The sequence below is a fragment of the Amycolatopsis bullii genome, from assembly GCF_014654205.1.
Taxonomy (GTDB): Bacteria; Actinomycetota; Actinomycetes; order Mycobacteriales; family Pseudonocardiaceae; genus Amycolatopsis; species Amycolatopsis plumensis.
Genome location: NZ_BNAW01000006.1, coordinates 145,351 through 171,086, shown reverse-complemented (window position 1 = coordinate 171,086; position 25,736 = coordinate 145,351). Strand labels below are relative to the sequence as shown.

26 protein-coding genes are annotated in these 25,736 nt (G+C 71.4%); 7 read left to right on the top strand and 19 right to left on the bottom strand.

Translation table 11 applies throughout. The annotated features are described in order from the left end of the window. The first annotated feature begins 87 nt into the window (after window positions 1-87). The gene (locus IE317_RS10755; protein ID WP_229902630.1) at window positions 88-1,323 is read left to right on the top strand and encodes an MFS transporter; all 1,236 of its coding nucleotides are present in this window, start codon (window positions 88-90) and stop codon (window positions 1,321-1,323) included. Here the strand turns inward: IE317_RS10755 and IE317_RS10750 are convergent. Continuing rightward, the gene (locus IE317_RS10750) at window positions 1,290-2,315 is read right to left on the bottom strand and encodes a hypothetical protein (RefSeq protein ID WP_191308855.1); all 1,026 of its coding nucleotides are present in this window, start codon (window positions 2,313-2,315) and stop codon (window positions 1,290-1,292) included. The two genes, IE317_RS10755 and IE317_RS10750, sit on opposite strands and share 34 nt — an antisense overlap. A 151-nt stretch (window positions 2,316-2,466) precedes the next feature. On the opposite strand from IE317_RS10750, the gene IE317_RS10745 reads away from it, so the two are divergent. Then, window positions 2,467-3,261, top strand: coding sequence for a DUF2470 domain-containing protein (locus tag IE317_RS10745; protein ID WP_191308852.1), 795 nt, complete (start codon window positions 2,467-2,469; stop codon window positions 3,259-3,261). Here the strand turns inward: IE317_RS10745 and IE317_RS10740 are convergent. Continuing rightward, window positions 3,253-3,714: a PPOX class F420-dependent oxidoreductase gene (locus IE317_RS10740; protein ID WP_191308850.1), complete on the bottom strand. Its 462-nt coding sequence runs from the start codon at window positions 3,712-3,714 to the stop codon at window positions 3,253-3,255. The genes IE317_RS10745 and IE317_RS10740 overlap by 9 nt on opposite strands. A 22-nt stretch (window positions 3,715-3,736) precedes the next feature. Here IE317_RS10740 and IE317_RS10735 point away from each other — a divergent pair, with 22 nt between their 5' ends. The 3 genes from IE317_RS10735 (at window position 3,737) to IE317_RS10725 (ending at window position 6,473) form a co-directional block, all read left to right on the top strand. Beyond that, window positions 3,737-4,549 carry a CPBP family intramembrane glutamic endopeptidase gene (locus IE317_RS10735; protein ID WP_191308847.1) on the top strand — a complete coding sequence of 271 codons (813 nt, stop codon included), beginning with the start codon at window positions 3,737-3,739 and terminating at the stop codon, window positions 4,547-4,549. 40 nt (window positions 4,550-4,589) lie between these two features. Next, window positions 4,590-5,774: an arginine deiminase gene (locus IE317_RS10730; protein ID WP_191309132.1), complete on the top strand. Its 1,185-nt coding sequence runs from the start codon at window positions 4,590-4,592 to the stop codon at window positions 5,772-5,774. A 144-nt stretch (window positions 5,775-5,918) separates the two neighbouring features. Beyond that, window positions 5,919-6,473, top strand: coding sequence for a ferritin (locus IE317_RS10725; RefSeq protein ID WP_191308844.1), 555 nt, complete (start codon window positions 5,919-5,921; stop codon window positions 6,471-6,473). Between the two features lie 74 nt (window positions 6,474-6,547). Here the strand turns inward: IE317_RS10725 and IE317_RS10720 are convergent, their stop codons facing one another. The 4 genes from IE317_RS10720 to IE317_RS10705 form a co-directional block, all read right to left on the bottom strand. Then, window positions 6,548-7,378: a hypothetical protein gene (locus tag IE317_RS10720; protein ID WP_191308842.1), complete on the bottom strand. Its 831-nt coding sequence runs from the start codon at window positions 7,376-7,378 to the stop codon at window positions 6,548-6,550. Next, window positions 7,375-7,884, bottom strand: a complete 510-nt coding sequence (locus IE317_RS10715) for a SigE family RNA polymerase sigma factor (RefSeq protein ID WP_191308839.1) — start codon at window positions 7,882-7,884, stop codon at window positions 7,375-7,377. Before IE317_RS10715 ends, IE317_RS10720 begins: the two co-directional genes overlap by 4 nt. A gap of 210 nt (window positions 7,885-8,094) precedes the next feature. Further along, entirely contained in the window at window positions 8,095-8,448 is a 354-nt protein-coding gene (locus tag IE317_RS10710; RefSeq protein ID WP_191308837.1) for a DUF952 domain-containing protein, read from the bottom strand. 118 nt (window positions 8,449-8,566) lie between these two features. Beyond that, window positions 8,567-9,448 carry a DUF5926 family protein gene (locus IE317_RS10705; RefSeq protein ID WP_191308835.1) on the bottom strand — a complete coding sequence of 294 codons (882 nt, stop codon included), beginning with the start codon at window positions 9,446-9,448 and terminating at the stop codon, window positions 8,567-8,569. A gap of 53 nt (window positions 9,449-9,501) precedes the next feature. Between IE317_RS10705 and IE317_RS10700 the strand changes: the two genes are divergently transcribed. Further along, on the top strand, window positions 9,502-10,668 hold the full coding sequence (locus IE317_RS10700; protein ID WP_191308833.1) for a cytochrome P450: 1,167 nt from the start codon (window positions 9,502-9,504) through the stop codon (window positions 10,666-10,668). 278 nt (window positions 10,669-10,946) lie between these two features. Here the strand turns inward: IE317_RS10700 and mca are convergent, their stop codons facing one another. Further along, window positions 10,947-11,789, bottom strand: a complete 843-nt coding sequence (mca, locus tag IE317_RS10695) for a mycothiol conjugate amidase Mca (protein WP_191308831.1) — start codon at window positions 11,787-11,789, stop codon at window positions 10,947-10,949. A gap of 56 nt (window positions 11,790-11,845) precedes the next feature. Beyond that, window positions 11,846-13,192 carry a DHA2 family efflux MFS transporter permease subunit gene (locus tag IE317_RS10690; protein ID WP_229902644.1) on the bottom strand — a complete coding sequence of 449 codons (1,347 nt, stop codon included), beginning with the start codon at window positions 13,190-13,192 and terminating at the stop codon, window positions 11,846-11,848. Window positions 13,193-13,287: 95 nt separating this feature from the next. Between IE317_RS10690 and IE317_RS10685 the strand changes: the two genes are divergently transcribed. Next, entirely contained in the window at window positions 13,288-13,878 is a 591-nt protein-coding gene (locus tag IE317_RS10685; RefSeq protein ID WP_191308828.1) for a TetR/AcrR family transcriptional regulator, read from the top strand. Here the strand turns inward: IE317_RS10685 and IE317_RS10680 are convergent. The 11 genes from IE317_RS10680 to IE317_RS10630 form a co-directional block, all read right to left on the bottom strand. Then, a complete protein-coding gene (locus tag IE317_RS10680) occupies window positions 13,875-14,912 on the bottom strand; it encodes a DUF4328 domain-containing protein (RefSeq protein ID WP_191308827.1) in 1,038 nt (345 codons plus the stop codon). The two genes, IE317_RS10685 and IE317_RS10680, sit on opposite strands and share 4 nt — an antisense overlap. A gap of 2 nt (window positions 14,913-14,914) precedes the next feature. Further along, window positions 14,915-15,271, bottom strand: coding sequence for a rhodanese-like domain-containing protein (locus tag IE317_RS10675; RefSeq protein ID WP_191308825.1), 357 nt, complete (start codon window positions 15,269-15,271; stop codon window positions 14,915-14,917). Window positions 15,272-15,395: 124 nt separating this feature from the next. After that, window positions 15,396-17,186, bottom strand: a complete 1,791-nt coding sequence (locus IE317_RS10670) for a sodium/solute symporter (RefSeq protein WP_191308822.1) — start codon at window positions 17,184-17,186, stop codon at window positions 15,396-15,398. A gap of 31 nt (window positions 17,187-17,217) precedes the next feature. Next, window positions 17,218-17,745, bottom strand: coding sequence for a hypothetical protein (locus tag IE317_RS10665; RefSeq protein WP_191308819.1), 528 nt, complete (start codon window positions 17,743-17,745; stop codon window positions 17,218-17,220). A 14-nt stretch (window positions 17,746-17,759) separates the two neighbouring features. Beyond that, entirely contained in the window at window positions 17,760-18,593 is an 834-nt protein-coding gene (locus IE317_RS10660; RefSeq protein WP_043792552.1) for a LytR/AlgR family response regulator transcription factor, read from the bottom strand. 81 nt (window positions 18,594-18,674) lie between these two features. Beyond that, window positions 18,675-20,072 carry a carbohydrate-binding protein gene (locus IE317_RS10655; protein WP_191308817.1) on the bottom strand — a complete coding sequence of 466 codons (1,398 nt, stop codon included), beginning with the start codon at window positions 20,070-20,072 and terminating at the stop codon, window positions 18,675-18,677. Between the two features lie 158 nt (window positions 20,073-20,230). Beyond that, window positions 20,231-21,076, bottom strand: coding sequence for a S49 family peptidase (locus IE317_RS10650; RefSeq protein WP_191308814.1), 846 nt, complete (start codon window positions 21,074-21,076; stop codon window positions 20,231-20,233). Window positions 21,077-21,219: 143 nt separating this feature from the next. Then, the gene (locus IE317_RS10645; RefSeq protein WP_191308811.1) at window positions 21,220-22,545 is read right to left on the bottom strand and encodes a histidine kinase; all 1,326 of its coding nucleotides are present in this window, start codon (window positions 22,543-22,545) and stop codon (window positions 21,220-21,222) included. Between the two features lie 99 nt (window positions 22,546-22,644). After that, window positions 22,645-23,505, bottom strand: a complete 861-nt coding sequence (locus IE317_RS10640) for an Fpg/Nei family DNA glycosylase (RefSeq protein ID WP_191308809.1) — start codon at window positions 23,503-23,505, stop codon at window positions 22,645-22,647. A 12-nt stretch (window positions 23,506-23,517) separates the two neighbouring features. Next, complete coding sequence (locus IE317_RS10635) at window positions 23,518-23,958, bottom strand: hypothetical protein (RefSeq protein ID WP_013222080.1); 441 nt, start codon at window positions 23,956-23,958, stop codon at window positions 23,518-23,520. 143 nt (window positions 23,959-24,101) lie between these two features. Further along, window positions 24,102-25,727, bottom strand: coding sequence for a sigma-70 family RNA polymerase sigma factor (locus IE317_RS10630; RefSeq protein WP_191308806.1), 1,626 nt, complete (start codon window positions 25,725-25,727; stop codon window positions 24,102-24,104). Window positions 25,728-25,736: the final 9 nt, after the last annotated feature.

Sequence of the window (25,736 nt, the reverse complement as noted above, 5' to 3'; positions counted from 1 at the left end):
CGACTCTAGATTCACAACGCGGCGTTGTGGCTCGCCGCCGCGTCGGTTGTTTGCCGCGCGCGGCCGTTCCCGGCTTTGATCTCCGACGTGATGCGCGGGCGGTCGCTGGGGCCGCGGTTCGGGTGGCTCTGGTCGGCTTACGCGGTGAGCGCGTTCGGGACGTGGCTCGGCTTCGGCGCCTTCCCGATGCTCGCGATCCTGGTGTTGCACGCCGGGCCCACGGCCGTCTCGGCGCTGGCCGCGGTCGGGCCCGCCGTCGGGGCCCTGGTGGCCGTGCCGCTGGGGCCGTGGGTCGACCACCGCCGCAAGCGGCCGGTGCTGATCGCCATGGACCTCGTCCGGTTCGCCGCGCTGGTCAGCGTGCCGGCCGCCTACGCACTCGGGGTGCTGAGCTTCGGCCAGCTCCTCGCCGTCTCGGTGGTCGTCGCCGCGGCGGACATCACTTTCACCTCCGCGAGCGGTGCCTTCCTCAAGGGCCTGGTGCCCCCGGAAGACCTGCTCGTCGCGAACGGCCGGTTCGAGGCCACGAACTGGACCGCCACCGCGCTCGGACCGCCACTCGGCGGGGCCGCGTTCGCGCTGTTCGGGCCGGTGACCTCGGTGGCCGCCAACGCCGTCAGCTTCCTGCTCTCCGCGCTCGGGATCCGGGCGATCGGCGGGGGCGAACCCCGCCCGCGGACCACCACCCGGCTGCGCGCGCGGGACCTGGCCGACGGGTGGCGGTTCGTGCTGAAGCACCCGGGACTGCGGCCGCTGTTCGGCAACGTCCTGCTCTTCAACGGGCTGATCATGGGCACCGAGCCGCTGCTCGCCGTGCTGATGCTGAACCAGCTCGGGTTCACGCCGTGGCAGTACGGGCTCGCGTTCGCCGTCCCGTGCCTCGGCGGGCTCGCCGGCTCACGGCTGACCCCGAGGCTCGTGGCGCGGTTCGGGCGGCACCGCGTCCTGGTCACGGCCGGCACGGTCCGGGCCTGCTGGCTGCTCGCGCTCGCCTTCATCCCCGGCACCGGCGGGCTGGCGTACGTGATGGCCGTCGAGCTCGGCCTGATCGTCAGCTGCAGCGTGTTCAACCCGGTGCTCGCGACCTACCGGCTCGAGCAGCTCCCGGCGGACCGCGTCGCGCGGACGCTGTCGGCGTGGTCGGTCAGCACGAAGGCGTCGATCGCCACGCTGACCGCGCTCTGGGGTGTGCTCGCGGGTTTCACCGGCCCGCGCTGGGCGATCGGGATCGCCGGGGTCCTCGTGCTGGCGACGCCGCTCCTGCTGCCCCGTCACGACCGGACGCCGGTTCAGCCGAGCCAGACCGTGCCCAGCACCGGGTAGCCCGGCACGCCCGCCGTCGCGCCGCCGGGGCGGGGGACGCCCGCTATCCAGAGCCGGCCGGTGGCCGCGACGTTCGCCGCCATCGAAGGGTCCGCCGTGGGCATGCGGAAGCCGATCACCGTTCCGTCCGCGAGCATCGTCAAGCCGCTCAACCGGGCGCCGCGGGGACCGATGCGGACCGGACCGTCCAGGACCGCGCGCAGCTCCGTCCAGTGGTCGGCCGGGAGGGGGCGGTGGTAGGCGATCGACCGGGCCGCCGCCACCAGCGCGGTCAGCAGGGCCGCGCCCGCGAGCGTCCAGGTGATCCAGCCGGTGGCCGGGAAGTCGAGCCGGACCCAGCCCGCGAACCCGGCGAGGACCAGCAGGAACGCGGCCAGCGCGCGGTGGTCGCGGGCGATCCGGAGCCGGTGTGCGGCCAGCACCGGGTCGAGCCGGGGCGAATACGTCCCCGCCGCGGGTGGCACGACGGCCGCGTCCACCGGGGGCGCGTCGAAGATGCGGGCGCGGCGGACCCGCATCACACCGGGGAACCCGACGAACACCTTCGGCCCCCGGCCGAGCAGCCACACCCGCCGGTGCGCGGCCAGCAGCAGCCGGTAGGGCTCGTCGAGCCGGACGCGCAGCCAGCGGCCGTCGGGCAGCCGCACCCCGACCGACCGCCCGGCGGCGACCAGGCCGTCGGCGGCGATGTCGACCTGCCGGAAGGCCTCGCGTTTCAGCCGGGTGTCGGGCACGCGGACGTAGGCGCGGTACCGCCACCACGCCTCGACCGAGCCCACCAGCGCGAGGATGCCGACCGGCAGCACCACCCCGGCGCCGGTGAAGAACTGGGCGACGCCGAACGCCAGGAGAAACCAGGACAGCAGCCGCTGGTTGGCGGCGTTGCGGCCGAGGCGGTCGAGGTACTCGCCGAAGATCGGGAGGGCCCCGGACGGCATGGCGGGGTCGAGTTCGAAAGCGCGGACGCGCTCGGGGAACGGGACGATCGGCACGCGGAACCCCCAGGGGGTCGGGTTGTTAACCGCTTTTCGGCAAAGTGGGCACCGGCGTTACCGGATGTGCCGATCAGCGGGTGGGACGTGCGCGCCACGACTACCCAGACCGTCGGATTCAGGTTAGGCTCACCTAAGTAGGAGGTGAGCCGTGACCGAGGCCCCGACATCCGTCCGCCGCCCGCCGGCGCCGAATCCCGCCGAGCGCGCGAAGACGATCGCGACCCGCAACGGCCCCGCGTCGTTGCTGCCGACCTGCGACCGCGCCGACTCCGGCGGCGAGCGCGTCGTGCCGATCCTGCACCACGTGTACCACAGCGGCAGCGTCAGCGTGCTGCTGCCCGACGACCACCCGATGGTCCGCGCGGCGAAGCAGACCCATCGCGGCGAGCTGGCCGTGATGGTGGAAATCGCCGACCAGGCCCCGGTCGACCTGCGGGAACCGATCCGCGGGCTGCTGTGGATCACCGGCTGGCTGCGGCCGCTGTCGCCGGTTTCGGCCCGCGCGCGGGCGGTGGCGATCGCCGAGACGCGGCCGGACGAACGGCTCCTCGACGTCGGCCACGGCGTCACGCTGCTGCGGCTGACCCCGGCGTCCCTCGTGCTCGCCGACGCCGAAGGCACGCATTCGCTGCGCCCGCACATGTTCAGCGCGGCGCCGCCCGACCCGTTCCACGACTACGAGGCTCAGTGGCTGCGGCACCTGGAAAGCGACCACTCCGACGTCGTCGAGCAGCTGGCGAAGCACCTGCCGCCGGCGTTGCGCGGCGGCCGGATCCGCCCGCTCGGGCTCGACCGGTTCGGGCTGCGGCTGCGCGTCGAGTCCGACACCGGCGACCACGACGTGCGGCTGGCGTTCTCGAAGTCCGTCGACAGCCCGGCGCAGCTCGCGTCGGAGCTGCGCCGGCTGGTCGGCTGCCCGTTCCTGCGCGGGCGGTCAGGCTAGTTCGGCGGGGAAGCCGCCCTTCGCGATCGGACCCCAGCTCTCGATCGTCACGCGGATGATGCTCTTGCCCTGCTTGACCATGGCCTCGCGGTATTCGTCCCAGTCCGGGTGTTCGCCGGAAATGGCGCGGAAGTACTCGACGAGCGGCTCGACCGAGTCCGGGATGTCGAGCACCTCGGCGGTGCCGTTCAGCTGCACCCACTGGTCGTTCCACTCGTCGGACAGGATGCAGGCCGACACCTGCGGGTTGCGCTTGACGTTCACGACCTTCGCGCGCTTCGGGTAGGTCGAGACGACCAGCCTGCCCTCGGTGTCGACGCCGCACGTGACCGGCGAAAGCTGCGGGCCGCCGTCGGCCTTGGTGGTCAGCAGGATCGCGCGGTGGCGGGTCGACAGGAATTCGACCAGCGCGGCGCGGTCGACGGTTTCGTTGGTGGCGATGCTCCTCGGCATACCCCGAAGGTAGCGTGCGTCCATGACGTTCACCGCGCGATCGTGGCTGGCCCCGGCCCGCCCCGAGTTCCCCGGGACGATCGAGGACCCGGCCGAGCGCCGCGCGATCAAGCTCGAGCTGCTGATCGTCTTCGGGATCACGCTGGGCCTGTCCGGCGTGCGCAGCCTGCTGTCCCTTGTGGACTCGCTGCTGCAGCCGGTGCCGCTGGCCCAGCAGCAGACCCAGCTGAACGTGCCGCAGGCCGCGGCGAGCCTGATCGACCTGCTCAAGCAGCTGCTCTCGGCGGCGCAGCTGGTCGGCTGGGGCGCGCTCGGGCTCTACCTGCTGTGGCGCGCCGGCGTCAAAGTCGCGCAGATCGGCCTGGACCGGCGGTCACCGGGCCGGGACGCGCTGCTGACCGTCGTGCTCGCCGCCCTGATCGGCATTCCCGGCCTGGCGCTGTACTTCGTCTCCTACCACCTCGGGTTCAGCCTGGCCGTGCAACCGTCCACTTTGGGCGATACGTGGTGGCGGCCGATCACGCTGACGCTCTCGGCGTTCGGCAACGCCTTCGCCGAGGAAGTGCTGGTCATCGGCTACCTGCTGACCCGGCTGCGCCAGCTCGGCGTCCGGGAGAACACCGCGGTGTTCGGCGCGGCCGTGCTGCGCGGGTCGTACCACCTGTACCAGGGCTTCGGGGGGTTCGTCGGGAACTTCATCATGGGACTGGTGTTCGGGCGGCTGTGGCAGAAGACGAACCGGCTGTGGCCGCTGGTCGCCGCGCACACGCTGTTCGACTTCGTGTCGTTCGTCGGATATTCGCTGCTCAAGGGGCACGTTTCGTGGTTGCCCTGAGTAGGCTCGGGGGGTGATCGACGAAACGACACCTCCCCGGGTGGACAGCGAAGTCGGACCCCTGCGCGCGGTGCTGCTGCACCGGCCCGGCAACGAGCTCAAAAGGCTGACGCCCCGCAACAACGACCAGCTCCTGTTCGACTCCATCCCGTGGGTCGACCGGGCCCAGGACGAGCACGACGCGTTCGCCGACGTGCTGCGCAGCCGCGGCGTCGAGGTCCTGCTGCTGGCCGACGCCCTCCGGACGGCGCTGGAGGACGACCGGGCCCACGCGGCGGGCGTGCACGCGGCGGTCGACGACCGGCGGCTCGGCGGCGACCTGGCCGACTCCCTGCGGTCGCACCTGTCCGGCGTTTCCTCGGCCGGGCTGGCCGAGGTGCTGATGGCCGGCATGACGTTCGAGGAGCTGCCGTCGTCGGAAGGCGCGTCGCTGGTGCGGATGATGAACCACCCGCACGACTTCGCCGTCGACCCGCTGCCGAACCTGCTGTTCACCCGCGACTCGTCCGTGTGGATCGCCGACCGGGTGGCGGTTTCGTCGCTGAACATGCCCGCGCGCCGCCGCGAGACCGCGGTGCTGGACCTGATCTACGCCTACCACCCGCAGTTCCGCCACGCCGCCCGCGCGTACGGCGCCCATTCGGCACCGATCGAAGGCGGCGACGTGATGCTGCTGGCGCCGGGCGTGCTCGCCATCGGCGTCGGCGAGCGGACGACGGCGGCCGGCGCGGAGTCGCTCGCCCGGTCGGTGTTCGCCGACGGCATCGCGCACACCGTGCTGGCGGTGCCGATCGAGCAGTCCCGCGCGACCATGCACCTGGACACGGTGTGCACGATGGTCGACGCCGACGCCGTGGTGATGTACCCGCTCGCGCGCGACATGCTGACGGCCTTCACGCTGCGCCCCACCGGCGACGGCGGGGTGAAGGTGGCCGGCCCGGCGCCGTTCCTGACGGCCGCGGCCGAGGCGATGGAGATCGACCGGCTGCGCGTCATCGACACCGGCCTCGACCCGGTGACGGCCGAACGCGAGCAGTGGGACGACGGCAACAACACGCTCGCACTGGCGCCCGGCGTGGTCGTCGGCTACGAGCGGAACGTCGAAACCAACGAACGGCTGGAAGCGGCCGGCATCGAGGTGCTGCCGATCGCGGGGTCCGAGCTCGGCTCCGGCCGGGGCGGGCCGCGGTGCATGTCCTGCCCGGTCCGCCGCGATCCGCTGTAATGGAAGCCTTCCCTAAATGGCGCACGCATTTAGGGAAGGCTTACTTAAATAAGGTGAGTCTTCTTTAGGAATGGTAACCCTAATAGGGCCCGGATCACCAGTCCCGAGTGGAATTCTCGCCAATCTTGATCTATTCTGGTCTGCATGGCCCTCACCAAGAAGAAAGAACCGCGCTCGAAGTTCTACGAACTGCTGCAGGCGCAGATCCACAACGAGTTCAACGCGTCCCAGCAGTACATCGCGCTCGCGGTGTGGTTCGACGCCGAGGACCTGCCGCAGCTGGCGAAGCACTTCTACAAGCAGTCCGTCGAGGAGCGCAACCACGCGATGGCGCTCGTGCAGTACATGCTCGACCGCGACCACCACGTCGAGATCCCCGGCACCGGCGAGGTGCGCAACGACTTCTCCGGCGTCACCGAGCTGATCGAGCTCGCGCTCGCGCAGGAGAAGGAGGTCGCCGCCGACATCTCCGCGATGGCCAAGGCCGCCCGCGCCGAAGAGGACTACATCAGCGAGCAGTTCATTCAGTGGTTCCTCAAGGAGCAGGTCGAAGAGATCTCCCAGATGAACACGCTGCTGAACGTCGTCAAGCGCGCGAACGGCAACCTGTTCGAGGTCGAGAACCACCTGGCCCGCGAGTCCGTCGGCGACGACGGCACCGACTCGCAGATGCCGCCGGTGGCCGGCGGCAAGCTCTGACCCACCGCGAAGCGCGAAACCCGGGCTCTCCCCCTGTGGACAGCCCGGGTTTCGCTGTTCGGCCGGCCCGTCTTTCAGCTGGCACAGTCCTGGGTGGCGCTCGCCAGGCTCGTCTGCACGACTCCGGTCTCGCCGAGCCGGAAGCGGTATTCGGCGGCGGCCCCGGCCGGGGCGACGACGCCACCGGCTCCTTCCTTGGCCGCGGGGTAGGCGGCGAGGATCTGGTCCTTCGTGGATCCGGCGCCGATGCCCTCGGCGGTGTGCGCGGCCACGTCCGGGGTGACGGCGACGAGCCCGGCCGCCTTCGAAATGACGACGCTCGCGGACGCGGGGACCCCGTTGCCCTGTGCCTTGTAGACGGTGCAACCCGCCCCGGCCTGCGCGTTGCTGAGCGTGACGGCCTGCGCGGCCACGTCGGCCTCGGACATGCCGAGCTTGAGCTTGCCGAAGCCATCGGCCGCGAGCAGCGGTCCGCTGGTCACGGCAGCGAGCGTGGACGGCGTCGAGACGGACGATGGCCGCGGCGACGGCGGTGGTGACGTCGGCACTCCCGGCGGCGCGGAATCCCGGATGCTCTGCGTTCCGGTCGGCCCGGGTGCCGACGGCTCCGGTGACCGGCCCTGCGTGAGGTTCTCGGGTGGTTTGGTGTGGCCTCCGGTGCCGGGGACGGAGATCGCCGCGGTGCCGTCCTCGGTGTGGAGCCGGACCATGGTCAGCCCCCCGGCGACGGCGACCACGGCGGCCGCCACCCCGGCCACGGCCTGCACGGTGTGCCGGCGACGACGCCGCCGTCGCGCACCGATGACGATGGCCGTGCCGGCGTCCGGCGGCGGCGGCAGGTCCAGCCGCTCGTCGGCGAACAGGGCGCGCAGGCGCTGCTCCAGTTCGTCCTCGGAGATGTTCAACCCGCACCACTCCCTTCGCCTTCGTCGGCCGACTTCAGCTTCATCCGCAATGACGCGATCGCCTTGCTGGCCTGGCTCTTGACGGTGCCCTGGGTGATTCCGAGGGCACCGGCGATCTCCGCTTCCGAGAGACCTTCGTAGTAACGCAGCACCATGACGGCACGTTGTCTCGGCGGCAGCGTTCGTAACGCACGCCACAGCGGCTCGTGCTCGAACGGATCGGCCGGCACGTGCGGGCGGGTGTCCGGCAGGTCCGCGACGAGGTTCTCGCGGCGCGTCCGGCGCCAGCGGCTCACGTGCGCGTTCGCCATCGACCGGCGGACGTAGGCCAGCGGGTCGCCCGTCTTCTCGTGGACGTACGTCCAGCGCGAGCCGATCTTCTCCAGCACGGTCTGCACCAGGTCCGCCGCGTCGTGCGGATTGCCCGTGAGCGCGTGGCCGTAGCGCAGCAAGCCCGGCAAGGTGGCCTGCACGAAGTCGCCGAAGTCGACGAAGTCGCCAGGCAAAGTCGCGGCCCTCCCTCGGCCTGCGCTGGTCACCCAGGTTTCTCCCCCGGTGAAGACGGGTGCCGCAGCGGTCACCGTATCGCCTCCCATCGGGGTCGGGTAGCCGGAAACCGGCTCGCTTTCCTCCCCAACACGCATCACAGCCCCCTCAGGTTGCCCGCGTTCCCGGCCGAGTTCGTGATCGCTCGGCCGGGTGATGATCTGCCCACGTCAGCGGTGGGCGAGCGAGTCGGGCAGCCGGAAACCGCCGCCTTCGGACTCGCGGAATTCGTGCACGCCGACGACGGCCGCGTGCGGGATCGGCCCGTAGACGTGCGGGAACCAGATCCCCTCCGGGTGCGGCGGCAGGCCGTCTTCCCAGCGGACCGGCGCTTCGACCTTCGCCGGGTCGATTTCGAGCAGCACCAGATCGGTGCGGCCCCGGAACCGGATGTTGGCCGGCAGGTTCACCGTGCCGAAGTCGGAGCAGTGGATGAACCCGACTTCCTCCAGGGAAGGATCGCGGTACTCGCCGCCTTCGCCCACTTCGGCCCACTCGGCCGCCCCGCAGATGTGGAGTATCACACAGGGAATCGTCCCACCGCCGCGATCCGGCGGCGGTGTCTCGTGCGCCACATAAGGCCTGGTTGAACGCTCATCGAGTGGGTGGCGGCTTTCCGCCACGGCACCCGCTCGATGAGGATCAGCGCAGGGTCAGCTGCCGGCCGATGAGGCCGTCGCGCGCCCGCCGCTCGGTCGCGTTCAGCGGCTCGTCGTCGAGGGACTTCAACGCCGTCTCGAGACGGGCGCCGAGAGCCTCCTTGGCTTCGGCCCACTCGCGGGCGTGGGCTTCGGGGTCGAGGTCCCAGACCGGGACGAGCAGGCCGTGCGCCCGGAACGAGCCCGCGTAGCGCGAGCCCTCGCCGAGGCCGAGCTCGCCGGCCGCGGACAGCCGGGCGAGGGCCTGGAGCAGCAGGTTCTCCGGCTCCGGCCGGACCCAGCGCAGGTGCGCCTTCTCGCCGGCGAGGACCCAGTAGGCGCCCGAACCGAGCCGTTCGGTGGGCATGATCGCGGCGTTCGCGCGCTCGAGGGAGACGGCGACGTCACCGGTCGCGTCCGCGTCCTCGGGCAGCCACCAGCCGAAGTCCGTGTGCAGCGTGACGTCGAGTTCGGCGCCCGGCGTCAGCAGGTCCTGGAGCCGCGCGTGCTCGTCGGCGGACGGCGGGGTGGTGGTGTCCGGCACGCCGAGGACGTCACCCTCCTTGGCGTCCAGCAGCCACTTCAGCGACCGGCCGAGGTCCCGGCTGATGTCGGACGAGCGGGTCTGCACCTGCAGGCCGAGGTAGCGCCGGCCGTCCGAGCGGACGAACGCGGCCGCCGCCATGGGCAGCACGGTCCCGAGGGTGACGTCACCGCCGTCGGCGAGGGTGAGCTGGGCCGTCGCGGACGGCACGAACTCGCGCAGCGCGATCAGCTCGGGCTCCGCCGCCAGCCCCTCGAACGGCTGGCCGACGAAGACGTCGCGCACCTTCGGCTTGCGGTCCGACGCCTGCTTGGGACCCTTCTTGCGCGCGCCCTTGCCCACTGCTGCCTCCTCTGGCTCGGCTTCAGACGCTATCGAAGGGTTAGTCTCGCGACGTGTTCGACCCCCGCGATCCCACGTTCCTCGACGACCCGTACCCGGCGTTCGCCGCCCTCCGCGAACGCGGCGAAGTTCATTTCCACGAGGGGCTCGGCCTCGCCGTCGCGGTGTCGCACGCAGCGTCCTCGGCGGTGTTGCGGCACCGCGGGCTGGGCCGGATCTGGCAGGACGCCCAGCCGCTCGAGCGGTTCGCGTCGTTCAACCTGCTGCACCGCAACTCGCTCCTGGAGAACGAGCCTCCCGCGCACACCCGGCTCAGGCGCCTGATCGCGGGCGCCTTCGGCCGCGGCCACGTGCAACGGCTGCGCCCGATGGTCGCGACGCTCGCCGCCCGCATGGTCGACGACCTGGCGGCCGCCATCGCCGCCGACGGCAGTGCCGACCTCCTCGAGCACCTCGCCCAGCCGCTGCCGGTCGCGGTGATCGCCGAGTTGCTGGGCGTCCCGGCCACGGACGGGCCGCGGATGGTCCAGCTGTCCAACGCGATCGTGAAGATGTACGAGTACGACCTCCCTTCGGAGGGGCAAGACGCGGCCGAGCGGGCGTCCGCCGAGTTCGTCTCGTACGTCCGCTCGGTGGCGGCGGCCCGCGCGGAGACACCGGGCGACGACATCATCAGCGACCTGCTGCGCAGCGAGCTGACCCCCGACGAGCTGGTGGCCACGGCCGTGCTGCTGCTGATGGCCGGCCACGAGGCGACGGTCAACGTGCTCGGCAACGGCATCACGGCCCTGCTCACGCACCGGGACCAGTGGGAGCGTCTGCTGGCCTCACCTTCTCTCCTGGATTCGTGCGTCGAGGAGCTCATCCGGTTCGACGCGCCCCTGCAGTTGTTCGAGCGGACGGCGACCGAGGACGTGTCGATCTGCGGATATGTCGTCCCGCGGGGCGAGAAGATCGGCGCGCTGCTGGGCGCCGCGGCCCGCGACCCGAAGGTGTTCGACGAGCCGGACCGCCTGGACATCGGCCGGACGCCGAACGCCCACCTGGGGTTCGGGCTGGGGATTCACTACTGCGTGGGTGCTCCTCTCGCTCGGGTGGAGATCGCCGCCGCGTTGAGTGCGCTGGCGGAGAAGCTGCCGGGGTTGCGGTTGGCCGGGACTCCGCCGCGTCGGCCGGAGTTCGTGATTCGTGGGTTGCGGGAGCTCCGGGTCACCGCGTGACGGGGTCCTGCCCGGGGTCGCACGGGATCCGGGCCAGTCTGGCGTGACTCCCGGCGGGTCTCGCGTGATCCAGGGCGGATGTGGCGTGATTCGGGGCGGCTCTCGCGTGTTGCGGGACGGGATTCGCGTGTTGGGCGACGGAACTCGCGTGATCCGGGGCGAAACTCGCGTGATTGAAAGGGCATCTCGCGTGATCGGGTAGGCATCTCGCGTGATTGAAGGGGCATCTCGCGTGACTGGGGAGGCATCATGCGTGATTGGAGGGGCGACACGGGGGTTCATGGGGTTACTCCGGTGAAGAGGTCGTGCTCTGGGGTGGCGGTGGGCGTGGGGTGGGCCAGGTGGTAGTCCTCGTGGGGCCAGACTTGGCGTTCGATTTCGCGTGAGTGGGCGAAAAACGGGTGGGCCGGGTCCACTTGGGTGGCGTGGGCCAGGAGGGCTCGGTCGCGGGTGGCGAAGTAGGCCTCGCAGCGGATCTTCGTGGTGATCAGGAGTTTGTCGGGTGGGAGCTCGTCCAGGACTTCGGCCATGGCCGAGTCCAGGCCGGCGGCCAGGGTGGCCTCGTGCAGCGCCTGGAACCAGGCGCGGCTCAGAGTGGCTTGGTAGTACAGCTTTTGGGCGCGCCACGGCTCGCCGGTGCCGGGGTAGCGGGTGGGGTCGGCGGCCGCGGTGAAGGCCTCGACCGTCACCTCGTGGGTGCGGATGTGGTCCGGGTGGGGGTAGCCGCCGGTTTCGTCGTACGTGATCACCACGTGCGGACGGAACTCGCGGATCAGGGCCACCAGCGGCGCCGCCGCCTCGGACAGCGGCAGGGCCGCGAAGCAGCCCTCGGGCAACGGCTCGCCGGGGCCGGGCAGGCCGGAGTCGACCAGGCCGAGGAAGCGTTGGCGGACACCCAGGATCTCGGCGGCCGCGGCCATTTCGCGGCGGCGGATGGCCGGGAGATTCGCCCAGGTCTCGGGTTTGTCCATGGCCGGGTTCAGGATGTCGCCGCGTTCGCCGCCGGTGCAGGTGGCGACCAGGACATCGACGCCTTCAGCGGCGTAGCGGGCCAGGGTGGCCGCACCCTTGCTGGACTCGTCGTCGGGATGCGCGTGGACGCTCAAGAGGCGGAGGATCATCGGGGCTCCTTTGGTGAGACAGGCGGGTCCGGGTCAGCGTCGGCGCGAGTTGAGAGTCAGCGGGGGCTCCTCTGCGGGAACAACAAGGCGGGGATCAAGGCCAGCGCCGACAGCGCCAGTGCCCACGTGAACGTGGTGCCGAATGCCGCCGCGGCCGGGGTGGTGGTGAGTTCGCGGTGGAGGATCGCGGCCAGCAAAGCGGTGCCCAGCGAGCCACCGATGCGGTTGACCACGTTGAACGCACTTGCCGCGCGGGGGATGTGAGCGCGGTCCAGCGAGCCGTACAGCGTGGTCATGCCCGGGGCCGTTGCTGCGCCCAGGCCCACTCCGCGGATCAGGAGGGACAGCGTCAGCAGGACATCGCCGGGCGCCGAGCCGAGCTGGGTGAACGCGGCCGTGCCCAGCAGGGACGACGCGATCCCGGCCAGCATCATGCGGCGCGGGCCGAAGCGGGCCAGCAGGCGGCCGCTCGCCAGCATGACCGCCGCCGAGCCGAGGGCCTGGGGCGCCAGCAGCATCCCGGCCCGCAACGCGCTCACGTGCTCGACTTGCTCGTAGTACAGCGGAAGCAGCAGCATCGAGCTGTACAGCGACGCTCCCAGCAGGAACGTGCTCACGCTCGCGACCGCGAACCCCTTGTTCCGGAACAACGCCAGATCGAGCACCGGTGACGCCGTGCGGGAAGCGTGGACGCCGTACGCCACCACCAGCGCCGCCCCGGCCACCCCGGCGACGACCACGCCCTCGGCCAGGCCGTAGACGAACGCGGCCAGCCCGGGTGAGAGCAACGCGAGGCCCCGGACGTCCAACGGCGCCTTCACCCCGCCCGGCGGAGGAGCCGGGAGGAGCCGCCGAGCGAAGAGGAACGTCGCCACGCCCAGCGGGACGATGCCGAAGAACATCCAGCGCCAGCCGAAGTCCGCCACCAGCGCACCGCCGAGCATCGGGCCCAGCACCGGTGCCACCGTGGCCGGCAGGGTGATCACGCCGATCATCCGGCCCAGGGCCGGACCCGCCTCCTGCGCGAACACCGCCTGCCCGACCGGCTGCATCAGCCCGCCGCCCAGCCCGTGCAGCACCCGGAAGGCCACCAGAGCAGGCGCGGACCAGGCGAAGCCGCACAGCAGCGTGCCCGCGGTGAAGACCGCCACCGCCGTCAGCCAGACCGCGCGGCCGCCGAACCGGTCGGTCAGCCAGCCCGACAGCGGGATCGCCGCCGAGGCCGCGAGCAGGTACGCGCTCGCCACCCACTGCACCGTGGTCAGCGGGCTGTCCAGATCACGGGCGATCGAGCCGATGCCGACGGTCACGATCGTCGCGTCGAGGATCGACAGCACCGCGCCCATGATCAGCACCCCGCCGAGCCGCCACAGCGCCGCATCGGGCCGGACCGCGGTCGTCATGCTCACCCCCAGTTGATTAGGTCGAACCTCAGATTAGGTTCGACCCACTGAATAGGTCAAGCACAATCTTGGGTCCGACCTAGTAGAGTGACGCCATGAGTGAGGGACTCCGGGACCGGAAGAAGAACGAGACGCGAAAGACCATCTCGGACGTCGCCACGCGGCTGTTCATCCGCAACGGCTTCGAGGACGTCACGATCGCGGACATCGCCGCCGAGGCGCGGGTCGCCAAGATGACCGTGACGAACCACTTCCCGCGCAAGGAAGACCTGGTCTTCGACATCCGCGAAGACTTCACGTCGTGGCCCGCCGCCCTGATCCGCGACAGCGTCTTCCACGACACGCGCGAGCTCTACTTCGAAGCGCTGGGCGCCGAGCACGCGCTGGTCGGCTTCTCCGGCCCCGGCTTCGTGCGGATGATCAAGGAGAGCCCGGTCCTGACGAACGCGCTGCACGAGATGCACCGCGAACGCGAGACGGCGCTCGTCGACCTCCTCATCCGGCGCCACCCCGAAGAGGACCTCACGCCCACGCTCGCCGCCGCCCACCTCGCGACGGTTCTGCGCGTGCTCTTCGAGGAGGTCTTCGACCGGACCCTCGAGAACGAAAAAGCGATCGCCGGCGAGCTCTGGCCGCTGGCGGAACAGGCCTTCGACCAGCTCGAACCGGTCTTCGGCCGCTACTAGCGCGCGGCGCCGGCCGGCCGCGAAGCCCGCAGCTGGGGCTCCGGCGCATCCCGCACCTTCAGCACGCGCATCTTGCGCACGGCGAGAGCTTCCGACGGCGCCAGCAGCGCGGAGAACCGCCGCACCACCAAGGCCGTCATCACCGCCAGGGCGGCCGCGGAAAGGTCGGTCAGCGCGACCAGGACGACGCTGTCGGCCATCGACTGCACGTCGTCGCGGAAGCGCCAGACGATCGACACCCCGAGCAGGATCCAGTTGAGCAGCCAGGCGCCCCACCAGCCGAGCACCTGGCGCGACGGCTTCGGCCGGACGTACCGCGAGCGGCCCAGCACCGCGTGCTCGAGCTCGCCGACGACCGACAGCGCCATCGGCAGGTTGGCCACCGGCACGAGGACGCCGACCAGCACCTGCCACACCGGCCGCGGCGGGTCGTCGCCCGAGACGTCCGCCGCCGCCTGGCGCGCGACCAGCAGCCACCAGAGCGACAGCCCCGCGGGCAGCAGCGCGAGGATCGAGGCGAGCAGCCCCGCGGCGAGCACGAAGCCGTCGGAGAACGCCACCACCGAGCGGGACAACGCGGCTTCGCGGCCCTGAACGAGCAGCACGTACCGCCAGATTTCCGCACCCGCCGCGGCCACCGCGAGCACGGCGAACGCGAAGAGGATGATGACCACGCTGCGGCTGAGCACCGGCACCCGGTCGATCGGGCGGACCTCGTCGGACGCCGTGCCGGGCACCGACGTCGGGCGGCGCCAGACCAGGTTCGGGAACCCCCAGCGCGGCGGCACCGGGTACGACGGCGGGCCGAAGTAGGGCTCGGGCGGCACCACGCGGCGGCGCGGCCACGCACCGGGCGGCGGGGTCGCCACCCAGCGCAGCCGCGGCCGGTGCACCGGACGGCGGTGGTAGGGGTACGGCTCCGGCTGGGCGGCCAGCGTCCGGCCCTGCAGCTGCTGGGCGGACGGCGGCGGCGCCTGGCGCGGCCAGTACCCGGGCGGGTACGGCTGCCCGGCGGGAGGCTGCCCCGGGTGCAAGGCTAGATCACTTCGGGTTCGATGCCGGGGTGCTCGCCGACCATCGGACGGCCTTCGCGCTGCCACGCCCCCATGCCGCCGGCGACGTTCACCGCGTCCCAGCCGCTCTGGTTCAGCCACGCGGCCGCCCGCGCGGACCGGCCGCCGCTGCGGCAGATCACGTGGATCGGCTGGTCGGGCAGGTCGGCCAGCTCGCCGACGCGGGCGGGCAGCTCTCCCATCGGGATGTGCACCGCGCCGGGCGCGTGCCCGGCGGCCCACTCGTCGTCTTCACGGACGTCGAGCAGCACGAGGCCGTCCTGGGGCAGGTCGCGGACCTCGGCGGTCGGCAGTTCAGCAGGGCTCACCACGATCTCCATGCTGCCATGCGGAGGCGTTGCCCGCGCGTGAGGTCGAGACCCGGCCGAGCGGTTTCGGGCATCTCACGTGATCAGGGCGGCATCACGCGTGTCCGGAGGGGCATGACGCGTGATTGGCGGGGCATCACTTGCGGTGGCGGCCGCGGGTGGTGACGCGGGTTTTCTCCTCGGCCTGGCCGAACCGCGCGACCGCCCTGTCGCGCATGAAGCCGAGCGGGTCCGGGGCGTGGAGACGCAGCATGATGTCGTGGACGTGCTCCGGGCGGCCGTACCCGGTCACGCGGCTGACCAGGTACGTCGTCGCGAAGGCGGCCGGGACCGTGAGCAGCGCGGGCTGGTTGACGAACCAGGGTGCCCAGCCGCCGGTGTAGCCGCTCACGACGTTGACCACCAGCGCGGCCAGCACCAGGCCGCCGCCGACGAACATCCCGGCCAGCGCACCCGGCCAGGACAGCTTGCGCCACCAGATGCCCAGCACCAGCAGCGGGCTGAACGTCGACGCGGCGAGCGCGAACGTCAGCCCGATCGACAGCGAGATGTCCTCCGGCCGCAACGCGACCGCCAGCGCGATCGGGAACAGCGCGACCAGCCCGGCCGCGATCCGGAAGTCCCGCACCCGGCCGGGCAGCAGGTCGGTCGACACCACCCCGGCCACGCTCACCAGCAGCCCGGACGTGCTGGAGAGGAACGCGGAGAACGCACCGGCCGCGGTGACCGCGCCGAGGATCTGGCCGGCGACGCCCGGCAGGATCGCCGACGGCAGCTGCAGGATCGCCGCGTCCGCCTTGCCGGTCACCAGCAGTTCGGGGACGTACATCCGCGACAGCGCGCCCAGCAGCGTCGGGAAGAGGTAGAACAGCCCCAGCAGGAGCAGGACGTGCACGGTCGTGCGGCGCGCGGCCTTGCCGTCGGGGTTGGTGTAGAAGCGGACCAGCACGTGCGGCAGGCCCATGGTGCCGAGGAACGTCGCGAACATCAGCGAATACGTCTGGAGCAGGTCGGTGAGGCTGCCCGAGCCCGGGTGCAGCCAATCCGCGTTGTCGGCGACGGAATCGCTGACCACCGGCACCGGCGTGCCCGCGAGGAACTTCAGCTTGGTGCCTTCGGAAACCGTGTGCGGCGCCAGCGGGGTCCAGTGCGTCGGCCCGGCCGCCGGGCCGTTGTCGGTGCGGCCGTAGGCGTAGAAGTACGTGTCCGCGGTGACGTGCAGCGTGACGTCGGTCTGCACGTCCACCGTGGTGTCGGTGACGAACACCGGCGGGGCAGGCGCGCCGAGCGGCCGGAACCCGTCCGGGCCGCCGCCGGTGAAGAAAACCATGCACAGCACGAACGCGGGCACCGAGATCGCGAACAGCTTGAGCCAGTACTGGAAGGCCTGGACCACGGTGATCGCGCGCATCCCGCCGGAGATCACGTTGACGGTGACCACGATCATCACCGCGATCGCCCCCGCCCACGCCGGCACCGGCAGGACCGTCGCCAGGGTCAGGCCGGCGCCCTGCAGCTGCGGGGCCATGTACAGGATCCCGATGAACACGACGAACGCCGTGGAGAACCGGCGCAGGCCCTGCGAGCCGAGCCGCATTTCGACGAAGTCGGGCAGCGTGTACGCCCCGGAGCGGCGCAGCGGTGCCGCCACGAACAGCATCAGCGCCAGGTACCCCGCGGTGAACCCGATCGGGAACCACAGCGCGTCGGCGCCGTCCTTGAGCACGATCCCGGCGATGCCGAGGAACGACGCCGCGGACAGGTACTCGCCGGAGATCGCAGCGGCGTTGCGACGGGACCGGACCGTGCGCCGCGCGACCAGGAAATCGTGCGTGCTCGTCGCCGACCGCGAGGAGCGGAGACCGAGGTAGGGCGTCACCACGGCGACCAGCACGATGCCGGTCAAGGCCCACGGGTTCAACTGCACGGGGGGAATCCTCGCACGACTCGGTGCGAAACTAGTTTTCGATCATGTCCACGAACGCGCGTTCGTTGCGTTCGGCGAGCCGGTTGTACCAGATCCCGACACCGAACAGGAACGGGAACGGCAGCACGCCGAGAATCAGCCAGGCCACCGGGATGCCGAGCAGGCTGGCCTTGGAGAACCCGGGCAGCAGGTAGAACAGCGCGGGCAGCGAGCCGAAGACCGCGACGACGAGCAGGGCGAGCAGCAACGCCGTCCGCAGCTGCACCTTCACCAGGTGGTCGCGGACGAGCAGCTTTCCCCAGCTGGTCTGCTCCTCCAGCTCGACCCGGGCGCGCAGGGTGCCGGCGCCGCGGCGCGGGTCGGCGAGGATCACCCGCTCGCGCTTGGGTTTCGCGTGGTGTTCCGGCTTGGGCGGCCGCTCGTTCTCCGGCGCCGGCGGCAGGTGTTCGACGACGGCCCGGTCGGCCGGCTGCGGCAGCGGCCGCGGACGGCGCCTGCCGAGCGTGGGATCCGGTTCGCGGACGCCGTTCGCGCGGCGCTCGTAGAAGTCGTCGGTCATGGGCCGGTCCCGGGTCAGCCGTTCCGGCCCGAACCGACCAGCCGGTCCTTCAGCGCGCGGGTGTGCCGACGGCTCACCGGCAGCACCTTCTCCTCGTTGCCGATGACGACCTGGTAGCCGCCCTGGCCCATGCGCAGCTCGGTGATCAGCGGCAGGGCGACCAGGAACGACCGGTGGATGCGGACGAACCCGGCCTTTTCCCAGCGTTCCTCGAGCTGGGCCAGCGGGATGCGGACCAGGTGGCTGCCTTCGGTGGTGAACAGCCGCGCGTAGTCACCCTGCGCCTCGACCCAGCGGACCGAGGAGCGCGGGATGAGCTTGGTGGTGCCGGCCAGCTCGACCGGGATGACCTCGTCGTCGTTCTTGACCGGCTCGCCGCCCAGCGCGCCGGGCGGGGGCGCCGCGGCGGCGGCCAGCTTGTCCAGCACGCGCGAGATCGCGCGGTCGAGGCGATCCTGCTGGTAGGGCTTCAGCACGTAGTCGAGGGCGCCGAGGTCGAAGGCGTTGACGGCTTCTTCGGCGTGCCCGGTCACGAACACGAGCGCCGGCGAGGGGCGCAGCGCCGCGAACACGCGCGACATCTCCATCCCCGACAGCCCGGGCATGTCGATGTCCGCGAAGACGGCGTCGACGATCGGCAGGCCACGGTCCTTGCGCTCGCGCAGCCGCGGGTCGTCGGTGGACAGCAACCGCAGCGCCTCGGAGGCGTCGATCGCCGGGAACACCTTCGCCACGTGCGGGCTGTTGCGGAGGCAGTGGACGAGTTCGTCAAGACCGTTCGGCTCGTCGTCCACGGCCAGGACCACGAGTTTCCGGGTGTCATCGTGAGCACTCACAGTGAAACGCATCCTGCCCATTGCCGAGTGCAATGTCCAGCCCCCGTCCGCCTGATGTGGGGAGGCCCGCGGCCGAGGCCGCGGGCCCTCCTCTCAATGCACGAAGGTGAACCAGTTCAGGTTCACGAAATCCGCGGGCTGGCCGCTCGTGAACGTCAGATACACGTTGTGCACGCCGGTGACCGCGCTGATGTTCGCCGGGACGGTCCGCCAGCTCTGCCAGCCGCCGGTGTTGCCCATGGCGAAGCTGCCGATGGGCGCGTTGGACCGGCTGTCGAGCCGCACCTCGACGAGCCCGCTGACGCCGGAAGCCGCTCCGGACGCGACGCGGGCCTGGAAGTTCGTGGCCGCGGTGCTGCCGAAGTCGACGTTCGGGTAGAGCGCCCAATCGCCGTTGCCCACCGCACCGATGTTCTGGCCACCGCCGGTGTCCGTGGTGGTCTCGGTGATCACGCCGGACTGCTGGCTGAACGACTCGGCCTGGATGGTGCGGTAGGCGCTGCCGCCGGTTCCGGGCGGTGTCGTGGTGGTCGTCGTGGTCGGCGGGGTCGTGGTGCCGCCACCGCCGCCGCGGGTGGTCACCGTGACGTAGTCGACGACCATCGGGTGGCCCGGCACGATTCCCGGCCCCGGCGTGGTCGTGCCCGAGTTGTTGTTCGGGAACGCGCCGCCGATGGCGACGTTCAGCAGTACGAAGTAGCCCTGGTGGGTCGTCATGTTCGCCCAGGTCGTCGCGTCGAGCTGGTTCTGGCTCACCGAGTGGAACTGCTGGCCGTCGACGAACCAGCGGAGCACCTGCGGGCTGGTGCTCGCGTCCCATTCGAAGCGGTAGGTGTGGAAGGCCGACTGGCAGGTGCTGCCCGGGCAGGCCCGGTTGTTCGGCAGGCCGGTGGTCTCGTTGCATGGGCCGCCGGGGTTGACGCCGCAGTGCAGGACGCCCCACACGGAGTTGATCCCGTTGACGTTTTCCATGATGTCGAACTCGCCGATGGCGGGCCAGTTCCACCAGTTGCCGCGGTACGGGCCGCCGAGGGCCCAGAACGCCGGCCAGTAGCCGAGCGCGGCGGCGCCGGTGACGTTCGGCATCTGGATCCGGCTCTCGATCCGCATGACGCCGCCGGCCGGTGGCTTGAAGTCGGCGCGCTGGGTCTCGATCCGCGCCGACGTCCAGTTGCCCGCGCCGTCGCGCAGCGGCGTGATGCGGAGGTTGCCGCTGCCGTCCTGGGAGAGGTTGCCGGTGCTGGCCGTGTAGTTCTGGATCTCGCCGGTGCCCCAGTTGGCGGGGCCGCCGGGGTAGCTGTGGCCGGTGTCGATGATCCAGTTCGCGCTCGACGGGAGCGAGCCGGCGCCGCCGGTGAAGTCGTCGGCGAAGACGGTGCTCCACCCCGACTCGGGCGGCGGGATCGACGCGGCGGCGGGGATGGTCAGCGGGATGGCGATGAGCGCGGCGCCGAGCACGGCACCGAGGGCGAGTCTGCGCGTGTGGGGCATCGGGGACGACCTCCTTGTCGACCGGATTTGTTGCCGTTCACAACAAAGCCCGTCGACAAGGAGACCTGAGGCGTCTCCGTGATTCCAGGGGCGTTACCGGGGAAGAGTGATTCAGGTCACAAGGTGTGCCCGAAAGTACTCGAACCGGACACGGCTCGTCAGAGGCCGAAGCGGGACCAGGCCGCCTTCTGTGAGACCGCGTCGAGCACCGCCGAGGCGGCCGCCGGTGCGCCGAGGCCGAGGCGGGCCAGCAGGGGCTTCTTCGGCTCGGCCACCGAGATCTCCGCGTCCGGGTAGCGCTCGGTGATGATCTGCCGGAGGCTGCCGAGGCCGTCGGCGAGCCCCAGCTCGACCGCCTTCGCGCCCAGCCAGACGTCGCCGGTGAACAGGTCCTCCGAGTCGGTCAGCCGGTCGCCGCGGCGCTCCTTCACCCAGTTCACGAACAGCTCGTGGAGCTGGGTGTGCATCTTCTTCAGCCACTCGACGTCTTCGGGCTTCTCCGGCGAGAACGGGTCGAGCCGCGACTTGTTCGCGCCCGCCGTGTGCAGGCGGCGCTCGATGCCGAAGCGTTCCAGCAGGCCGGTGAACCCGAAGCCGCCGCTGATCACGCCGATCGAGCCGACCATCGAGGTCCGGTGGGCGTAGATTTCGTCGGCCGCGCAGGCCAGCCAGTAGCCGCCCGAGGCGGCGACGTCCTCGCAGAACGCCAGCACCGGCACGTTCTTCTCGTCGGCCAGCTGCCGGATCCGTTCGGCGACCAGGCCCGACTGCGTCGGCGCGCCACCGGGGGAGTTGATCAGCAGCGCGACCGCCTTCAGCCGCTCGTGGCCGAACGCCCTGGTCAGCGCCGACTCCACGGCGGCCAGGTTGATCGCGCCCCTGGCCAGCGGCGACGGCGACGGCGTGATCACGCCGTGCAGCTTCACCACGGCCACGACGTCCTTGCGCTCGACCCGGTCGGCGAGCACCGGGATCCGCGAGGCCAGTTTGTCCGTAACGCTCATGAAGCCAGGCTAGCCGGATTTTTCGGGGGTCCGGGTGGCGAAGCCCCCGGCCCGGGGCGAAGCCCCGGATGTCACAGCATTTTTCGGGGGTCCGGGTGGCGAAGCCCCCGGCCCGGGGCGAAGCCCCGGATGTCACAGCGGATTCAGCCCATGGGGAGGATGCCGGAGCGCGTGCCGTTGACGCCGTTCACCTCGGAGCCGTTCAGCTGGCCGGGACCACCCTGGGCCGGGACGTCGGCCTCGCCGGCGTCGGTTTCGGAGCTGTAGTCCGGCATGTTCGGCCGGACGCCCGGGACGAACTTGGGCACCCGCAGCGTCACCTTCATGCCGGCGCCGGGCGCGGTCTCGACCATCACCGCGTAGTCGCTGCCGAAAACCTGCTGCATGCGCTGGCTGATGTTGCCGAGCCCGACGTGGGCGCCGGTGCTGTGCGCGTTCTTGACGTCCCGCAGCCGCCGCGGGTCCATGCCGATGCCGTCGTCTTCGACGCTGATCAGCGCTTCGGTGCCGTAGTCCTGCGCGATCACCGTGACGCAGCCGCCGCTGGGCTTGCTGGCGAGGCCGTGCTTGACGGCGTTCTCCACCAGCGGCTGGATGATCAGGAACGGCACGACGACGCTGAGCACTTCGGGCGCGATCTTCATCCGCACCTCGAGCCGTCCGCCGAAGCGGGCGTTCTCGATGGTCAGGTAGCGGTCGATGTTGCGCAGCTCCTCGGCGAGCGAGGTGAACATGCCCGACGTCCGGAACGAGTAGCGCGTGAAGTCGGCGAAGTCCTGAAGCAGCTCTCGCGCCTCTTCGGGGTCCGTGCGGATCAGCGCGGAGATCGTGTTGAGCGCGTTGTAGACGAAGTGCGGCGAGATCTGCGCGCGCAGCGCCTTGATCTCGGCCTGCTGGAGCTGCTGCTTCGACTCGTCGAGCCGGGACAGCTCGAACTGGGTGCAGACGAACTGGGCGACGGCGTCGGCCATCTGCACCAGCCGCCCGCGGGTGCGGCCGACGACGATCAGCGCCGCTTCGGTTTCGCCCTCCACCAGCAGCGGCACGATGACGGCGGTCTTCATCCGGCAGGTGCCGCGGTGGTTGCACGGCATCCGGTCGTGCGCGACGACCTCGCGGCGGTGCTTGCGGATGGCCGCGCCGATCGCGTCGACGAGGTCGACGTAGTGCTCGTTCGCTTCGCCGTCCCACGACAGCAGCGTGCCTTCGCTGTCGGTGATGCCGACGGCGACGCAGTCGAGCATCTGCAGCAGCTGCGTGGTGATCTTGTCGGCGGCGTCCTCGTCCAGGCCGGCGCGCAGGTTCGGCGCCGCCTTCGACATCCGGTGCACCGCCTGCAGCATGGCGTCCTCCACCACGCTGGCCGGTTTGCGCAGTTTCACGACCAGCACGATCACCGCGACGAGCAGCACCACCACAAGACCCCACGGGAGGATCTGCGCAAGCGTGAACCCGGACACGGCGTCCATGCTCTGCGCTCGACCGACCGGGTGCAAGGCCTGTTCCCACTTTCTGTCCAACAGCGATGACCGAGAGTCGCCCAGACCCTACCGAGCGTCCGGAAGCGGCTACTTCAGCAGGCGCGACATCCGGCGGTCGGCGAGCGGCTTGCCGCCGGTCTGGCAGGTCGGGCAGTACTGGAACGACTTGTCGGCGAACGATATTTCGCGGATCGTGTCGCCGCAGACGGGACACGGCAGCCCGGTCCGCGCGTGCACCCGCAGGCCCGACCGCTTCTCCCCCTTCAGCCGGGCCGCCTTCTGCCCGACCGACCGCTCGACGGCGTCGGACTCGATCTCGTGGATCGCCTCGGCGAGGGTTTCCAGCGCGCCCTCGTCGAGCTTGCCGATCGTGGCGTACGGCGAGAGCTTCGCGCGGTGCATGATCTCGTCGGAGTAGGCGTTGCCGATCCCGGCGAGCAGCGACTGGTCGGTGAGCGCCCACTTGAGCCGGGTGTTCTTGCCGGCGAAGAGCTCACGCAGCTGGGCGGCGTCCACGGCGAGCGCGTCCGGCCCCAGCCGCGCCACGCTCGCGATCTCCTGCGGGTCCTTGACGATCCACACCGCCAGGCCCTTCTTCGTGCCCGCTTCGGTGAGGTCGAAGCCGGGCCCGGTGGCGGACTCGAGGTGCACCCGCAGCGAGATCGGGCCCTTCCCCGGCTTCAGCGGCGCCGCGGCGAGGCCGTCGGACCAGCGCAGCCAGCCCGCGCGGGCCAGGTGGACGACCAGGTGCAGGTCTCCGGCCACGACGTCGAGGTGCTTGCCGTGCCGGGTCGCGCCGGTGATCTCGCGGCCGTGCAGCTCCGTCCACGGCGGCATCGCCGTCTTCAGCACGCTCAGCGATGCGACATCGATGCGGAAGATCGTCCGGCCCACGGCGTTCTCGCGCAGGTGGTGAGCCAGTGCTTCGACCTCGGGTAGCTCGGGCATGGCTCCAGTGTCCTACTCGACCGGGTGAAGCGGCCCGTCGAAGTCCGGCAGCGAGTGCCGCTGGATGGTCTTGGAGATCTTCTTGACCTCGCCCTGCACGGTGAACATGCCGCGGATGGTGCCGACCCAGCGCTCGGACGGCCGGTCGCCGGTCACGTCGCCCTCGGTCTCCGCGACCACGGTCCACGGACGGCGCAGGATCCACCGCAACGGGAAGAACAGCACCACGAGCAGCAGCGCCAGCAGCACCCACGCGGGGACGTTGACCTGGTCGGGCGTCCACACCACGAGGATCACGGCCAGCAGCGTGGTGACGACGATCATTGCGATCCCGGGCCCGTAGCTGCCCGCGACGTCGTGCTCGAAGTCGTCGGCCGTCGCCGGCGCACGCCATTCCATCTGGGCACGGACCACCCAGTCGCGGCCGTCTTCACCGCGTACCAGCCGGTTCATTCGGTTGCCTCCCGGGGCGCCCGCAGGGTGAGCAGCTCAAGAACGAACAAGCTCGGAGCAAACACCAGAACGGTACCGTGCCCGGGCTCACCCGCGCGAGGGAGGAAGCGGACATCTCGCCCGCCGGACCGGATCACCGCTGATCAAGAACCCGACGGCGCGGCCGGAGCCGGGTCCGCCGGTTCGCCCGACCCGGTGACGGCCGACGTGCTGCTGGGGCACGGCTTCTCGGAAGTCGGCGTGACCGTCGTCGACGGCTCCGAAGGCCGCGAAGGCTCCGAGCTGTCCGGCATCGAGGCGTCCGGCGGCGTCTCCGTGGCGCCGGGCTCGTCCTCCTTGGGCGCCGGCTTCTCCGGGACGTCGGAGGACTGGTCCGCGGACTCGTCCGGCGGCGGGGCCGGCTTGCCGGGCCGTCCGGTCGGCGACAGCTCGGGCGCGTCGGCCTCCTCCGGCACGGGCGCTTCCGTGGACGCGGTCGTCATCGAAATACCGGGCCGCGACACGTCCAGCCTCGGCGACGTCGCCGGGTGGTCGGACGCGGCGAAGGTCGACGAGGGCAGGTCTTCACGCGGGGCAGGCTGCTCGGCGGCCCCGCCGCTCACCGCCGCGACCGGGACCTCCCCGGCCACCGGCAGTTCGGGCACCTCGTTCGCGGCGACCTGCGGCTCCCCGCCCCGCGGCCGGGCCGGGACCGCGGCGATACCCCGGCCGTTGAGCACACCGACGCCGATCCGCGGCTCCGGCGCCGGGGGCGGCGGCTCCGGCTGCGTCTCCGACGGCGGCACCACGACGAGCTCCGGCGCCCCGCCGACCAGCCCGACGTCCAGCTCCGGACCCGAGGCGAACAGCAGCGGCCCGGCCGCGACGCCGACGGCACCCACCGCGGCGGTCGAGGCCAGCGCCAGCCCGATCTTGACCTTCGAACCGACCAGGACACCCTTGACCGTCGCACCCAGCCCGGCCAGCACCCCGCCGCCGCCCAGCGACGCGGCGGCCGGCACCAGCAGCACCAGCACCCCGGCGTGCGCCCGCAGCGACGAGCAGACGTCCCGCAGTTCGTCCTGCGTCGCCCGGCACGACGGGCAGCCGTGCAGGTGCGCCTTGATCCGCTCGGCCTCGGCGCCGGTGACGCTGCCCGCGGTGAACCCGCCGAGCTTCTCGACCACCGCCCGGCACGAGTCCGGGCCCCGGTTCACCGAGAGGTGGGCCTGCAGGTACGCCGCACGCAGCCCCTGCCGCGCCCGGCGGGCGAGAGCGGCGGTGGCGTTCGCGCTCAACCCGAAATGGGGCGCGACCATCGCGGGCTGCTCGCCCTCGACCTCGGTCTGCCACAGCACCGTCCGCCACCGCTCCGGCAAGCTCGTGAACGCGGTCGTGATCAACGTGTGCTCGGCCGTGCGGGCGTGCGTGTCCGCACCCGCCCCGGCGCGGAAGGTCAGTTCGTCGTCGGACACCGGGACGTCCCGGCGCGCACCGTGCCACTCCCACGACACCCGGCGGGCCACGGTCAGCAAGTAGGCGCGGACGTAGTCACGGGGACCGGCACCCCGGCGGAGAGCCTGCAACACGCGGAAGAACGTCTCCGCGGTGATGTCCTCGGCCTCGGACCGGTCGGCGGCCAGGCTCTGCGCGAGCCGGCGGACCGCGGCGGCGTGCAGCTCGAACAGTTCCCCGAAGGCGGCGTCCTCGCCGTTGCGCAGCCGTTGCAGCAGGGCCTGCTCGTCGGATTCCGAGGCCGCTGGTGGCGGCACCGTGCCCAGCTCGGTCATCCGGCCCGG